Here is a 14199-nt window from a genome sequence, read left to right on the forward strand (position 1 = left end):
TTTATTGCAAATAACAGGGAAATGAAAAACGTATTCTTATTAGGTCTATTCTCGATAGCTTTAATCTCATGCCAACCGAAAGCAAAAGAAAACTCTGAATCTATTGCCGTAGTTGAAGATTCTGTTGAACTACCTAAAAAGAACCCTAATTTTCAATGGGAAGCTGCTACCGTTTATTTTCTACTTACCGACCGATTCAATAATGGAAATACCGACAACGACCTAAATTTTGAGCGTGATGAGGAAACCGGTGAACTCAGAGGTTTTTTAGGTGGAGATATTCAGGGTATTACAAATAAAATAAAAGATGGTTATTTTACAGACCTTGGTGTAAATGCTATTTGGTTCACTCCGGTTGTTGAACAGATTCATGGTGCTACCGACGAAGGTACTGGTAATACGTATGGCTATCATGGGTATTGGGCAAAAGACTGGACAGCCCTTGATCCTAATTTCGGTACCGATAATGACTTAGAAACTTTAATTGAAACTGCTCACAATAACGGTATACGAATTCTACTCGATGTTGTTCTAAACCATACGGGTCCTATTACCGAAGAAGATCCTGTATGGCCGGCAGAATGGGTACGCACCTCTCCTACTTGCGAATTTACTACCTACGAGAATACTACAGCGTGCACATTGGTTGCTAATCTTCCAGATATATTAACTGAATCTGATGCCGCAGTCAATTTGCCCGACGCGCTTTTGGCAAAATGGAAAACCGAAGGCAGACTTAGCGAAGAATTAGATGAGCTTGAGTTGTTTTTTGACCGAACCGGTTACCCAAGGGCTCCTCGATTTTACATCATTAAATGGCTAACTGATTACGTTCATAAATATGGCGTTGATGGTTTTAGAGTCGATACTGTTAAACATGCCAATGAAAACTCGTGGGCAGAACTGTACAAAGAGGCTTCTGCTGCTTTCGAACTTTGGAAAAAGAAAAATGATAACAAAGTAATAGATGACAACCCTTTTTATATGGTCGGGGAAGTTTATAATTACGGAATTTCTGGCGGACAAGAATTTGATCTAGGCGACAAAAAAGTAAACTATTTCGATAACGGATTTAAAAGTCTTATCAATTTCGAATTAAAGACCGAAGCCAATAGTGACTATGATACTGTTTTTACCAAGTATAGCAAACTACTACATACCACTTTCAAAGACAAAAGCGTTTTAAACTATCTTACATCTCATGATGATGGACAACCTTTCGACCAAGAAAGAACAAACCCTAAAAGAGCAGCAAATATATTGCTATTGACCCCTGGGGCATCACAAATATATTATGGTGATGAAACTGCTCGTAGTCTAGTAATAGAAGGCACCCAAGGTGACGCTACATTAAGATCGTTCATGAATTGGAACGAGCTAGACAGCTTACCAAAAACAAAAGAAACTTTAAGTTATTGGCAGAAATTAGGGACCTTTAGAAATGACCACCCATCAATTGGTGCCGGTATTCATAAAAGAATTTCTAAAGCACCTTATGTGTTTAGTAGATACTTTAGTAAAGATGATTTTGTAGATAAAGTAGTTATCGCTTTAGACGCCCCTAAAGGAAAAAAATCAATTTCAGTAAAAGGTGTTTTCGGCGATGGCACAAAATTATACGATCGTTTTTCAGAAACTGAGGTAACCGTAAATAAAAACATAGTGATTTTAGATAACAATTATGATGTTGTATTACTTGAACTTATTCAGTAACAGCTAATTTACAATCAGGCGTTTGAATGAACTGCAATTCTATTGCCTTCGGTATCTTTCAAAAGCCCCATAAATCCGTGTCCGTCACCTATTTCAGTTTTTGATTGCAATACTTGTCCCCCTGCTTTTTCAACTTTTCCTAAAACAACGGCGGCATCGTCGCATGCCAAATAAACAAGTACCCCTTCCGACTGGCTAGGTACATATTGGTCGTGCTGCACCAAAGCACCATTAGCCTGACCCAAAGTCTGTTTGCCTGGGAATAGACCCATTACAAATTCTCCAAAATTGTTCACTGTAATGGTAACATTTAAAATTGACTCATAGAACTTTTGAGCTCTAGTCATGTCTGCTACAGGAATTTCATACCATGTTATCATTTCTAACTATTTAAATTACGTTTAAGACTCTGCAATCCTTTTTTAAAACCTTCTCCAACCTTTATATAGATATAAAACCATTACTATAAATATCTATTGGTCAACAAGTTATTAGCTAAGAAGTTAGTTTAAAATTTAATTATCAGACTTATATCTTTCTAAAATATCATCAATACTCTTTATCGACTTTTTTGTCCAATCTAATCGTCTTTCAAATATTTCTTCATCGGTTAATTTCCAATCTACCTCTGAAGATTTTAATTTGGTTGTTAAATGCTGAAGTATAATTGCTGCTGAAACAGAAATATTAAGACTTTCCGTAAAACCTACCATAGGTATTTTCAAATAGGCATCTGAGTTTTCTAGTACATAATCGCTTAATCCATTTTTCTCCGTACCAAAAAACAAAGCTGTTTTACCATCTAAATTAAAATCTTGTAAAAGCGAACTATGTGCATGCGGACTAGTAGCTACAATTTTATATCCTTTTTCTCGTAACGAATCAATTACTTGTTTTGAATTTTGATACCGTTTTATATCTACCCATTTCTGCGCGCCCATGGCAATTTCCTCATCTAAATGTTGTCCGTTTCTATCCTCAATCAAATGCGCAGTCTGTACACCGAAAGATTCGCAACTTCTTACCACTGCGCTTGTATTATGCATTTGAAAGACATCTTCTACAGCGACCGTTAAATAGTTCGTTCGCTGAGCCAATATTTCATTAAATCGCTGTTTTCTATTTTCTGAAATAAATTCTTCTAAATACGCTAAAAGCTTCAAATCAATCATGCGCACAAGATAAGAAAAGTATATTTTTATGCCTATTATTAAGACCTTATGAAAAATATAGTCGTATTAACTGGTGCAGGAATTTCTGCCGAAAGCGGATTAAAAACTTTTAGAGATGCTAATGGATTATGGGAAGGGCATGACGTCATGGAAGTTGCCACACCAGAAGGTTTTGAGAACAACCCGGCATTGGTCTTAGAGTTTTACAACCAAAGAAGAAGACAACTTTTAACGGTTGAACCTAATGCTGCCCATAAAGCACTGGTTGATTTAGAAGCGCACTACAATGTACATATCATTACCCAAAACGTTGATGACCTTCATGAACGTGCGGGTAGCTCGAATATTCTTCATCTACATGGCGAATTATTGAAAGCTAGAAGCATTGCTTCTGTAGAAGATATTTTTGAATGCACGCATGATATTATACTTGGTGACACCTGTGAAAACGGATTTCAACTTAGACCACATATCGTATGGTTCGGCGAGGCAGTTCCTCTTCTAGAAGATGCAATAGCTATAACCGAAAAAGCAGATTATTTAATCATTGTTGGTACATCGATGCAAGTATACCCAGCAGCAGGTTTAATTGATTTTGTAAATAGCGGCACACCCATCTATTTTATTGACCCAAAACCATCTATCACAGAATCTCACAAAAAAAATTTAACGATAATCACTCAAAATGCGGTTGACGGTTTGCCTACTTTGGTTGCTTCCCTAATTGATAAATAATTCTGGTCTGTCTAACCCACTCTACTAATTCGTTCACCTCGTTTGGGGTAAGCGCAGTGTCGTTATGAAGAAATGTATACTGATTTAAAGGCATATTACCATCAACTACTTCTTCTTCAATTTCTTCTAATAACCGATCTTTCTTACGTAAAGAATACCCCTGCCATTCAGAAAAATTTAAATGTTTTTTACCCTCCTTTACATGGTCAGCCAGTAAGTAAGAAATTGGCGCAATATTGTTGTACCACGGGTATTCGGTATTATTACTATGACAATCATAACAAGAATTTTCGAAAATAGTTTTTAGTTCAGCTGAAGGATTCGTTTCTTTTATAAATACTTCTGTATGACTACCTGGTGATATGTTTTTTGTAGGACTGAAAAATTGCATACCAACAAGCACAACTACAACTGCTAGGCTAATTTTTTTTAGTAATTTCATATTTGGGGGAAATGAAGAATAAAGATACAATTTTATGACTAAGGAAGAACTTTATGAAGCATTGAAATATGTAAGTGCCTCAAGAGATAACCGCAACAAAATGGCTTCAAAAATTGAAGACAATCCGTATTTAGTTCCTATACTTATTGAGATAATTAAAGAAGATATAGACCCCATATCATGCAAGGCTGGCTGGGTTTTAGAAAGTGTTGCCAAAACAAATTTGCATTATATTTTAATAGATATTGATGTATTCATTGATTCGTTAAAATATATTACACTAGAATCGTCTGTTCGTCCGGCTTCAAAAATTTGCCAATTATTGGTACTCGACCAATTTTCAAAAAAATCAGTGAAATCCATCCAAAAATTAACCACAAATCACCTCAATACTATTACCGAAGTTGCTTTTGATTGGCTTATCGGTGATTATAAAGTTGCCCCAAAAGCATATTCAATGACTACCCTTCTTTTAATAGGTAGTACAATAAGTTGGATCCATCCAGAATTACAGCAAATACTAAATCAAAACTACGAAAGCGGAAGTGCTGCATACAAGGCAAGAGCCAGAATGACTTTAAAAGTTCTTGAAAAAAAGTAACGTAGTTAAGCACCTTCGATAATTGTTCATTAAATCAATGTATTTGAACATAACTTAAAGCACTTATGGTTTTAAACGTTGATACGATTAGGTATATTTGCCCCTTATTAATTTAACCAATCATTATGTCTCTTAATGCACTAAATGCCATTTCACCCATTGACGGTCGTTATAGCTCTAAAACCAAATCTTTATCTGCGTACTTCTCTGAAGAAGCACTAATAAAATATAGGGTTAGAGTAGAAATAGAGTACTTTATTGCACTTTGTGAAATTCCTTTGCCTCAACTTTCTTCTTTTGATACGTCAAAATTTGAAACCCTTAGAAAAATTTATCTTGATTTTTCTACTGAAGATGCCGAAGAAATAAAAGAGATAGAGAGAACTACCAATCATGATGTTAAGGCGGTTGAATACTTTATTAAAAAAGCTTTCGATGCTTTAAATTTATCGCAATACAAAGAGTTTATCCATTTCGGATTAACATCTCAAGACATCAACAATACCGCGATACCGCTTTCTATTAAGGAAGCAATGAACGATGTTTATGTTCCTCAATATTTTGAATTACTTGAAAAATTAGATGTATTGACCTTAGAATGGGCAGACATACCAATGTTGGCAAGAACCCATGGTCAGCCCGCTTCCCCTACCCGCTTAGGAAAAGAAATTTTAGTTTTCGTTGTTCGTTTAAAAGAACAATTCAATTTATTGAACGATATACCAAGTGCAGCAAAATTTGGTGGCGCTACAGGTAACTTTAACGCACATGTAGTAGCTTACCCTTCGATAGATTGGCGAGCTTTTGGTCAACAATTCGTTCAAGAAAAATTAGGTCTTCAACATTCGTTCCCCACTACTCAAATAGAACATTACGATCATTTAGCTGCTTTATTCGATGGACTTAAGCGTATTAACACCATTATCTTAGATTTAGATCGAGACTTCTGGACCTACGTGTCTATGGATTATTTTAAACAAAAAATTAAGGCTGGTGAGGTTGGATCATCTGCGATGCCACATAAAGTAAACCCTATCGATTTTGAAAACTCTGAAGGTAATTTAGGTATTGCCAATGCACTTTTCGAACATTTATCTGCCAAGCTGCCTGTATCTAGATTACAAAGAGATTTAACAGATAGTACGGTTCTTAGAAACGTAGGTGTGCCATTTGCACATACTATTATTGCCTTTCAATCTACTTTGAAAGGACTGAATAAACTGCTTTTAAACAAAGTGAAGTTTGAGCAAGATTTAGAAAACAACTGGGCTGTTGTGGCAGAAGCTATTCAGACCATATTGAGACGCGAAAGCTACCCTAACCCTTACGAAGCTTTAAAAGGACTTACGCGTACAAACGAGAAAATAAATAAAGATTCTATTTCCAATTTTATCGATACTTTAGAAGTCTCTGATGATATTAAAAAAGAATTGAAACAAATATCACCTAGTAATTACACTGGTATTTAGAGCAGTTTTAATGCATTAAAACTTTTCTTTTGTTCATATACATCATATCGCCCGTTTCGGGCGATATGCATTTTAGATTGCGGCTTATATCGTATATATTCCACTTGAATACAAATCTAAAAACATATGCAAGCAAATTTCTCAGTTGAAAAATCGGTAAGTAATTTATGGGATAAACTCGATGGCTGGTTAGAAGCTATTATCTTAAAATTACCAAATTTAGCCATGGCAGTTTTGGTAATGTTCTTGTTTTACTTTCTGGCACGAGGAATACGTAAAGTACTTAAACGAACCATTCTTAGAAAAATATCTCAAGTATCTATTCAAGAAATCATTGCTAAAGTCGTTTTTGTGGCGGTTATCTTAATCGGATTTTTTATCGCCCTTGGTGTTTTAGATTTAGATAAGGTATTAACAAGCATATTAGCTGGAGCTGGTGTTGTCGGTTTGGCAGTTGGTCTAGCTTTACAAGGTACGCTTAGTAACACATTTGGCGGACTCATACTTTCGTTTATGCCACAGCTTAAAATAAACGATTTTATTTCAGCAGATGGTGTATCTGGTTTTGTTACCGAAATAAGTTTACGAAATATCATCCTTAAAAAACCGGATAACAATATTGTTGTCATCCCTAATTCTAAATTTATTGACGGTTCATTTACAAACTACTCTTTAAATAATAGAAATAGAATTTTTGTGAATTGTGGTGTTGGTTATGAAAGTGACCTGCAAATGGTCGAAGATTTAACCGTAAAAATTATTGCCGATAATTTTAAGCAGAATGATGATGAATCGGTGGAATTCTTTTTTACCGAATTTGGTGATAGCTCTATCAATTTTATGGTTCGCTTCTGGGCAGATTGTGTTAATGTAAAACAAGAGCATGCCGCAAGACACAAAGCAATTAAAATTATCAAGAAACATTTTGATGAGAGAGATATCAATATTCCGTTCCCTATCAGAACATTAGATTTCGGAAAAAATAATTTGCAAATTGCCAAGCAGTCGTATTACAAACTAAAAAAGCCCGCTGAACAAGTTCAACGGGCTTTTTATTAACTAACTAGACTGAATATTATTTATTGATTTGAACTTCGTGTGGGTAAGGAATTTCAATACCTGCACCATCCAATGCTTTTTTAGTTCCTTCAATTGTTGCGAAGTAAACATCCCAAAAATCTTCTGGCTTACAGAAAGGACGCACTGCAAGGTTTACAGAACTATCTGCCAATTCAGATACATTTACTGAAGGTGCTGGATCTTGTAACACTAAAGGATTTGACTTTAACATTGCCAACAACACATCTTTCGTTTTTTGTAAATCTGAATCATAAGCTACACCAACTGTAGTATCAACTCTTATTTTACCTTCTGCAGTATAATTTACTATGTTACCATTCGCCATGGCACCATTAGGTACAATCGCCAATTTATTTTCTGGTGTTATCAATTTGGTTGTAAAAATCTCAATTTCTTTTACATTACCCAATACTCCTTGAGCTTCTATCAAATCGCCAATTTTATAAGGCTTGAATATAATAAGTAGTACACCACCGGCGAAATTAGAAAGAGAACCTTGTAAAGCTAAACCAATGGCTAAACCAGCTGCCGCAATTACTGCTGCAAAACTTGTTGTTTCAACACCTAAGGTTGAAATAACCGTAATAATCAGAAATATTGTAAGTGCCCATTTCACTAAACTTAACAAGAACTTCTGCAATGATTCATCGTAATCCTGCTTGGTCATCCCTTTTCTAGTGACACCAATTAACTTTTTTATAACCCAAGAACCGATTATATATATTAATATGGCCATCAGAACCTTTGGTCCATATTCCATTGCCATTCCAATTCCTTTGTCAATCCATACTTGTGCGTTTTCCATTTTAAAATGTTTTTTTTAGGTTGTTTATATATTGTACTCACTTATTATGACACCCTTTTTCTCGATTGGTCACATTAAAAATTCACACAATCAAGTTTCAACCCAAATAAAAAACCCACTACAATTACGTAGTGGGCTGTATATAAAATAGTTGTAGAAAAAAATTATCCTTTCAACAAATCCCCAAGTTTTTCTAATCCTTTACCATCAAAATCAGATTTTTCCATCGCTTGAATTAACTGAACAAAACTAGCTGGGTTCATATCATCACCTAATACTCGAACAAGAATAAGTCCTTTTTCATCATTATCTCCATAAATTATTAATTCATCTATGGTATCATCATCACCCTTTAACTGCAAGGTTGCTTTACCCATAGAGGTATTCATTTTCATGAGTTCACTATAATCATCATCTTTCAGAATCGATTTAATAGCAGCTTTTTGAATCTGATAATCTGCTTCGTTTTCAGGTTTCTTTTGAAATGCCAGTATATTCAACTTTTTAAGTGAAGATGCTGCCTCTATTTCTGTTTGGGTCAAATTTGCCTTTTCTAAATTCAAAAGACTAGAAGGTAAATCGAAGGACATAAAATTAGGATTTTGTGCACTTGCGATATAATACTCTTGCAAACTCTGCTCTGACGAGCATGAGGATATGATAAAAACTATTACCAACATCATTAACCAATTTGCTTTTTTCATAATATGTTTTTTAAATTAAAAAAGACCTTTCGACAAATCGAAAGGTCTTTTTGTTAACTGTATTACTTACCTGATGCCTTATTTAAATCATTAGGCAAATCCATTTTACTGGTCAAAGTACCTATTTTATTCAAGTCAATATCACCGGTAAGGCTGACTAGAACCGTTTCAAGCTTTCGCCCGTTATCACCTACTTCGATATCGCCTAAACCACTAACGAACATTAATAACTCTGACACATGGTCTTTCTTTGAGCCATCTCTAACATAAAATTTCACGTTTACATCTTTGTCTTTTACACGCATCAATTCTTCTAACTTAGAAGATTTAAGGTATTTCTTTACCGTTGATGTCATGTCTGCAGAAACCGAAGCATCTTCGGTCATGAACACTTTTACATTTTTTAGTCCGCTAGCTACTTCCATAAATTCCTTCGCCTCGGCATCGTCACTCATACTACCAAATTTGGAAACCAGGTCGATCATACCTTTGTTTACAATTACAGACCCTACATTATCCATATTCTCATATTTGTCAAATACAGATTGTGAAAAACCAAATACGGGTAAAATTGCCATTAAAATTACTACTGCTACTTTTCTCATGATTGTTGTTTTTAGTGCCTTACCTTTTATTAGATAAGGCGATTGATGAATTGATGAATACTTAAATTACATTGAACTTATTAGGTTCGATGCGAACTATTACTGATTAATTTCCTTTTTTAGACGCTTTGCCCAATTGATCGCCACCTGGCAGATCCATTTTTTCGGTCAATTTTGAAACTGAACGTAGATTTATATCACCTGTTAACGATAATAAAACGGTTTCAAGTTTTCTACCGTCGATATCTATGTCTTTATCTTTTAAACCGGTTACGAACATTAAAAGCTCTTTTACATGGTCGCTATCTTTACCTTCCTTTACGTAAAACTTCACATTAGAGCTACCATCACGCACTCTCATAAGTTCTTCAAAAGAAGAGCTACTTAAACGATTGGTGACCCACTTGTCTACATCTTTAGAAATAGCCGCATCTTCGGTGGTAATTACCTTAAAACTGGTAATGGAATTCACCAATTCAAAAAATTCTTTAGCTTCTGGGTCATCTGAACTTACGCTCATTTTACCCAACATCTGAAACATTTTTGGCTGCATAGCCACAAAGGTCACCTTATCATTATCCTCATACTTTTCAAATATATCTTGAGCATTGATAATTACAGGGGCTAACACCATAAGCGTTAATACTAGTATCTTTTTCATCTTAATTATTTTTCGTTAAAAATTTATTCGTTGTTTTTTCAAATTCTTCTAAATGATACAGTTGCTCTGTACCTTTATTAAAATTCATTGCCAATAAGGCTAAAGCCTCTTTTGCAGATTCAATTTCCTCTGGTGTATACTCATCTGCTAAAGTAACAGGAGGTGGTGTAGGCTGATAAAAATAAAGCCCGACCATAAAGACCGCTATCGCCGCAACAGATACCCATTTTAAATAACTTCTTCTAGGTTTTAATGGCACTGGCTTTGTAAAGCGTTCTTCTTTTGCTATTGAAAAGTAATTGAACAAAGGCGCATGCTGCTCTAAATGAGGTGCAATATCTTCATTGGCGAAGTAAGCTCTCAGTGTTTCTTCTTCAGCAACGGTAGTGGTCGCTTCAAAGTACTTTTCTATTAATTTTTCTATGTTATGCAATTCCATAATTATGCTTTTCCATTAATTTTTCCCGTACGGTTTTTCTAGCTCTAGATAAGGCTACCCGTATGGCTGTAGGTTTCATATCTAATAATTTTTCTATTTCTTCATACTCATATTGTTCTACATCTCGCAATTGTAATACCATTTTTTGTTGCTCGGGCAATTCTGCCATGATGCGTTCTACCCAATTTATGCTATCCTTTGCCTCTAATTCACTTTGCAACGATGTACTAGAATCTGTATAATTACTGTGTACCAATTTTAAATTACCCGCTTGTTTAGATTTTAATCTATCTAAACAAAAGTTTTTTGTCATTGTCATCGCAAACGCTTCTACATTATTATATGATTCCATTTTATTTTTTTTGGACCATAATTTGATAAGAATCTCTTGCGTGGCATCTTCAGCTTCTTCTGTTGACACCAATAATCTTTTGGCTAGACGGAACAGCTTATCTTTAAAGGGCAACACAATATGTAAAAACTCCGTTTGTTTCATTTTGGTTTGGCTGTTTGTAAACTTTCATATCGGTCTACAAAAAGAAGACGAGGTACAACGATTTTTGTTACAATAAATTTTTAATTAAAATACTTGTAAGTAACTTTAACATCCTTATACTAATTATATACGTACTTACTTAGACGTATGTTCGATGTATTATCTTGAATATTCTAATTCTTAGAATATTCATTAAAATTATTTAAAATTAAAAAAAAGCTATGAAAAAATTTTTCTTGTCCCTCCTTTGTCTTGGATTTATTATTACCTCTTGTAATAATGATGACGATACTATTATTGAAGAAGAAGTAATTGAAACTCCCGAAGAAGAAGTAATTGTTGATATTGAAGTACAGAATTTTTTCTGGCAGACTTTAAACCTTTACTATTTTTGGCAAGGTAGTGTGCCAGATTTGGCAGATGATCGCTTTGATACACAGATTGCATATGAAGATTACTTAACTGAAAATTCAGATCCTGTAGATTTATTAGAGAATAAATTATTATTCTCGGAAGATAGATTTACATTCTTTAGTGACGATTATACCGAATTAGTAAATAGTTCGGCAGGTGTATCTAAAAGTAACGGACTCCAATTTGGTCTAGGACGTATTTCAGGTACTGACGATTTATTTGGCTTTGTGGAATATATTGTTAAAAATTCTAATGCATCTGGTCAAGATATAAAAAGAGGCGACCTGTTTATTGGTGTTGACGGACAAACGTTAACCGTAGATAATTATATTGATTTACTCTTTGGTGATAATGACACTTATGCCCTAAATATGGCAGAAATTGTAGAGGGCGGTATTAGTGCTAGTGACAGAAAAGTTACACTGACAAAATCTGAAGGCTTGGTTGAAGACCCTATTCACGTAAGTAACGTGATTACTTCTGGTGATAAAAAAATTGGTTATTTAATGTATAATCAATTTGTTTCTGGTTCTGAAGATGCTCTTAATGCCATATTTGCTGATTTTATTGCACAAGGTGTTAACGACTTGGTGTTAGATTTAAGATATAATCCAGGCGGAAGAGGTTCTACAGCTGCTGTTCTTTCCAGTTTGATCAAAGGCACAAATACATCAGACTTACTTTACAAAACTGTTTATAACGCAAAATTACAAGCAGAGTTCGGTAGTTCTACAGAAAATTATTTTGTTAACACAACTGGAGCTTTCGACGGAAATTCTGATGCACCTTTAAACACCTTAAACCTTAGCACTGTTTATATCATTGCTACAGAAAGTTCTGCTTCTGCTAGTGAGTTAGTAATGGTTGGTTTGGCTCCTTATATGAACGTTGTTCATATCGGTGGTACTACTGTTGGTAAAAATCAAGGCTCGGTTTTATTTGTCGATGATCCAGAAGGCGGTAATGTTTATGATGCTGAGAGAGTTGAAAATATCAACCCAAATGTACAATGGGGATTACAGCCTATTATTAGTCAAGTTGAAAATAGCGCAGGATTTACTGATTATGTAGATGGTTTAGTGCCTGATATTGAACTTTCTGAAGATGTTACCAACCTAGGTGTACTTGGTAATGCTGATGAACCTTTATTTGCTAGAGCTATTCAAGAAATTACAGGTGTCAGCGGCAAAAGAAATTTTGACGTACTTATGCCTGCAAACGTAGTTTCTAGTTCTAAGCTATATAATCCTAGAAATACGGTACTACTATTAAACAATAGTATTCCTGTTTCTAAAATTCCTTTAACTGAAAAGAAATAAAATTAAAACATTTCAGTTTCCCTAATTATGAAGAAGATATTAATACTATTCGTTGCGCTTGTTTCTTTCTCGTGTTCAAAAGACGATGATTTAAACTTGCCAAACTCAGTAAACCCAGATGGTTCTGCTGATGTTGAAGTACAAGATTTTATGTGGAAAGCCATGAACTTTTGGTATTTCTGGCAGGCAAATGTTGACGATTTATCAGATAACCGTTTTGAAAATACAGAAGCAGGTCGAGCCGATTACACTGCCTTTTTAGATTCTGGTGATGATCCAGGCGATTTCTTTGAGAGTAAATTGCAGTATATAGATGACCGTTTTAGCTTTTACAATGACGATTATCGTGATCTTACCAATTCTCTCGCAGGCATATCTAAAAGCAATGGTCTAGAATTCGGACTGGTGCAATTTCAAGATAGCGAAGATCTTTTTGGCTTTGTGCGTTATATCGTACCAAACTCGAATGCCGCTACTGTTGAAATTCAACGAGGCGACTTATTTACAGGTGTTGATGGTCAAACTTTAACCTTATCTAATTACCGCGAATTACTTTTTGGCGCTAATGATACCTATGTTTTGAATATGGCCAATTTCAATAACGGTAATATATCGCCAAATGAAATTGAAATATCATTAACAAAAGAAGAGGGTTTGGCTGAAAACCCTGTGTTTTTATCAAAGTCATTCACTATTGGCGGTGAAAATATTGGATACATCATGTACAATCAATTTACCAACGAATATGATGATGACCTATACGCAGCGGTTGAAGATTTAAAATCTGCAGGTATTACAAATTTGGTAATTGATCTTCGTTACAACCCTGGTGGTTCTGTGAATACAACTCGCCTATTGGCAAGTATGATCTATGGTACTAATACCGAAGATATATTTCTAAGAAAAAGGTATAATGAAAAACTACAAGAGCAATTTAAAGATAGCCAATTAGAGGTATATTTTGCCGATAAGGTAAATGGTCAGACTATTAATTCACTGGGGTTAACAAAGCTGTACGTTCTTACTTCTACTAGTTCTGCTTCGGCAAGCGAATTGTTGATCAACAGTTTAGAACCTTATATGGATGTTATTCAAATTGGAGGAGTAACTAGAGGAAAAAACGAGTTCTCAACTACTTTGGTAGATGATCGTGATAATTCATACTTATATACTCCGTCACGAGTAAATAATATAAATCCGGATAACCAGTGGGCTATTCAACCCCTAATTGGCAGAAACGAAAATGCTGATGGTTTCTTTGATTTTACAAGCGGTTTGGTGCCCGATCATCCTTTACAAGAAGATTATAGCAACTTGGGTATTTTAGGCGAACAAAACGAGCCTTTACTAGCTAAGGCAATTGAATTGATTACTGCTGCTACCGGTAAACGTGATTTTACGGTAAAGTACCCTATCAATATTATCAGCAGCTCTAAAGAGAATAGTTTAATGAGTGATAAAATGGTAGATGATACGGTTTACGATTTAGAGTTCTAATAACGTAATTAAAAGGTATAGTAAAAAGGACAGCCATTCGGCTGTCC

At 34.8% G+C, this 14199-nt stretch carries 16 protein-coding genes; 7 read left to right on the plus strand and 9 right to left on the minus strand.

Going from position 1 to position 14199, the window contains the following annotated elements; genetic code table 11:
• Nucleotides 1-21 precede the first annotated feature (21 nt).
• Nucleotides 22-1713, plus strand: a complete 1692-nt coding sequence (locus tag ACPF9A_RS00230) for an alpha-amylase family glycosyl hydrolase (RefSeq protein ID WP_424000534.1) — start codon at nt 22-24, stop codon at nt 1711-1713.
• A 14-nt stretch (nt 1714-1727) separates the two neighbouring features.
• Here ACPF9A_RS00230 and ACPF9A_RS00235 read toward each other — a convergent pair whose 3' ends face one another.
• Both ACPF9A_RS00235 and ACPF9A_RS00240 read right to left on the minus strand, forming a co-directional pair.
• Nucleotides 1728-2093 (minus strand): VOC family protein, encoded by a 366-nt coding sequence (locus tag ACPF9A_RS00235; RefSeq protein WP_424000536.1) that lies wholly within the window; start codon nt 2091-2093, stop codon nt 1728-1730.
• Nucleotides 2094-2228: 135 nt separating this feature from the next.
• Nucleotides 2229-2885 (minus strand): TrmH family RNA methyltransferase, encoded by a 657-nt coding sequence (locus ACPF9A_RS00240; RefSeq protein WP_424000538.1) that lies wholly within the window; start codon nt 2883-2885, stop codon nt 2229-2231.
• A 48-nt stretch (nt 2886-2933) separates the two neighbouring features.
• Here ACPF9A_RS00240 and ACPF9A_RS00245 point away from each other — a divergent pair, with 48 nt between their 5' ends.
• Nucleotides 2934-3620 (plus strand): SIR2 family NAD-dependent protein deacylase, encoded by a 687-nt coding sequence (locus tag ACPF9A_RS00245; RefSeq protein WP_424000540.1) that lies wholly within the window; start codon nt 2934-2936, stop codon nt 3618-3620.
• Here ACPF9A_RS00245 and ACPF9A_RS00250 read toward each other — a convergent pair.
• Entirely contained in the window at nt 3589-4062 is a 474-nt protein-coding gene (locus tag ACPF9A_RS00250) for a heme-binding domain-containing protein (protein WP_424000542.1), read from the minus strand. The two genes, ACPF9A_RS00245 and ACPF9A_RS00250, sit on opposite strands and share 32 nt — an antisense overlap.
• 34 nt (nt 4063-4096) lie before the next feature.
• Here ACPF9A_RS00250 and ACPF9A_RS00255 point away from each other — a divergent pair, with 34 nt between their 5' ends.
• The 3 genes from ACPF9A_RS00255 (at nt 4097) to ACPF9A_RS00265 (ending at nt 7191) form a co-directional block, all read left to right on the plus strand.
• Nucleotides 4097-4663, plus strand: coding sequence for an adenylosuccinate lyase (locus tag ACPF9A_RS00255; protein ID WP_424000544.1), 567 nt, complete (start codon nt 4097-4099; stop codon nt 4661-4663).
• Nucleotides 4664-4788: 125 nt separating this feature from the next.
• Nucleotides 4789-6132, plus strand: a complete 1344-nt coding sequence (purB, locus tag ACPF9A_RS00260; RefSeq protein WP_424000546.1) for an adenylosuccinate lyase — start codon at nt 4789-4791, stop codon at nt 6130-6132.
• A 126-nt stretch (nt 6133-6258) separates the two neighbouring features.
• Nucleotides 6259-7191, plus strand: a complete 933-nt coding sequence (locus ACPF9A_RS00265) for a mechanosensitive ion channel family protein (RefSeq protein WP_424000548.1) — start codon at nt 6259-6261, stop codon at nt 7189-7191.
• Between the two features lie 16 nt (nt 7192-7207).
• Here ACPF9A_RS00265 and ACPF9A_RS00270 read toward each other — a convergent pair whose 3' ends face one another.
• The 6 genes from ACPF9A_RS00270 to ACPF9A_RS00295 form a co-directional block, all read right to left on the minus strand.
• Nucleotides 7208-8017 (minus strand): mechanosensitive ion channel family protein, encoded by an 810-nt coding sequence (locus ACPF9A_RS00270; RefSeq protein WP_424000550.1) that lies wholly within the window; start codon nt 8015-8017, stop codon nt 7208-7210.
• A gap of 164 nt (nt 8018-8181) precedes the next feature.
• On the minus strand, nt 8182-8721 hold the full coding sequence (locus ACPF9A_RS00275; RefSeq protein ID WP_424000552.1) for a DUF4252 domain-containing protein: 540 nt from the start codon (nt 8719-8721) through the stop codon (nt 8182-8184).
• A 62-nt stretch (nt 8722-8783) separates the two neighbouring features.
• Complete coding sequence (locus ACPF9A_RS00280) at nt 8784-9326, minus strand: DUF4252 domain-containing protein (protein WP_424000554.1); 543 nt, start codon at nt 9324-9326, stop codon at nt 8784-8786.
• A gap of 106 nt (nt 9327-9432) precedes the next feature.
• Nucleotides 9433-9987, minus strand: coding sequence for a DUF4252 domain-containing protein (locus ACPF9A_RS00285; RefSeq protein WP_424000556.1), 555 nt, complete (start codon nt 9985-9987; stop codon nt 9433-9435).
• A gap of 1 nt (nt 9988) precedes the next feature.
• The gene (locus ACPF9A_RS00290; RefSeq protein ID WP_424000558.1) at nt 9989-10426 is read right to left on the minus strand and encodes a hypothetical protein; all 438 of its coding nucleotides are present in this window, start codon (nt 10424-10426) and stop codon (nt 9989-9991) included.
• Nucleotides 10413-10922: an RNA polymerase sigma factor gene (locus tag ACPF9A_RS00295; protein WP_424000560.1), complete on the minus strand. Its 510-nt coding sequence runs from the start codon at nt 10920-10922 to the stop codon at nt 10413-10415. Before ACPF9A_RS00295 ends, ACPF9A_RS00290 begins: the two co-directional genes overlap by 14 nt.
• Before the next feature lie 221 nt (nt 10923-11143).
• Here ACPF9A_RS00295 and ACPF9A_RS00300 point away from each other — a divergent pair, with 221 nt between their 5' ends.
• Both ACPF9A_RS00300 and ACPF9A_RS00305 read left to right on the plus strand, forming a co-directional pair.
• A complete protein-coding gene (locus ACPF9A_RS00300; RefSeq protein ID WP_424000562.1) occupies nt 11144-12655 on the plus strand; it encodes a S41 family peptidase in 1512 nt (503 codons plus the stop codon).
• Between the two features lie 27 nt (nt 12656-12682).
• A complete protein-coding gene (locus ACPF9A_RS00305) occupies nt 12683-14152 on the plus strand; it encodes a S41 family peptidase (protein ID WP_424000564.1) in 1470 nt (489 codons plus the stop codon).
• Nucleotides 14153-14199: the final 47 nt, after the last annotated feature.

The sequence above is a fragment of the Maribacter sp. IgM3_T14_3 genome (assembly GCF_049603095.1).
Lineage (GTDB): Bacteria > Bacteroidota > Bacteroidia > Flavobacteriales > Flavobacteriaceae > Maribacter.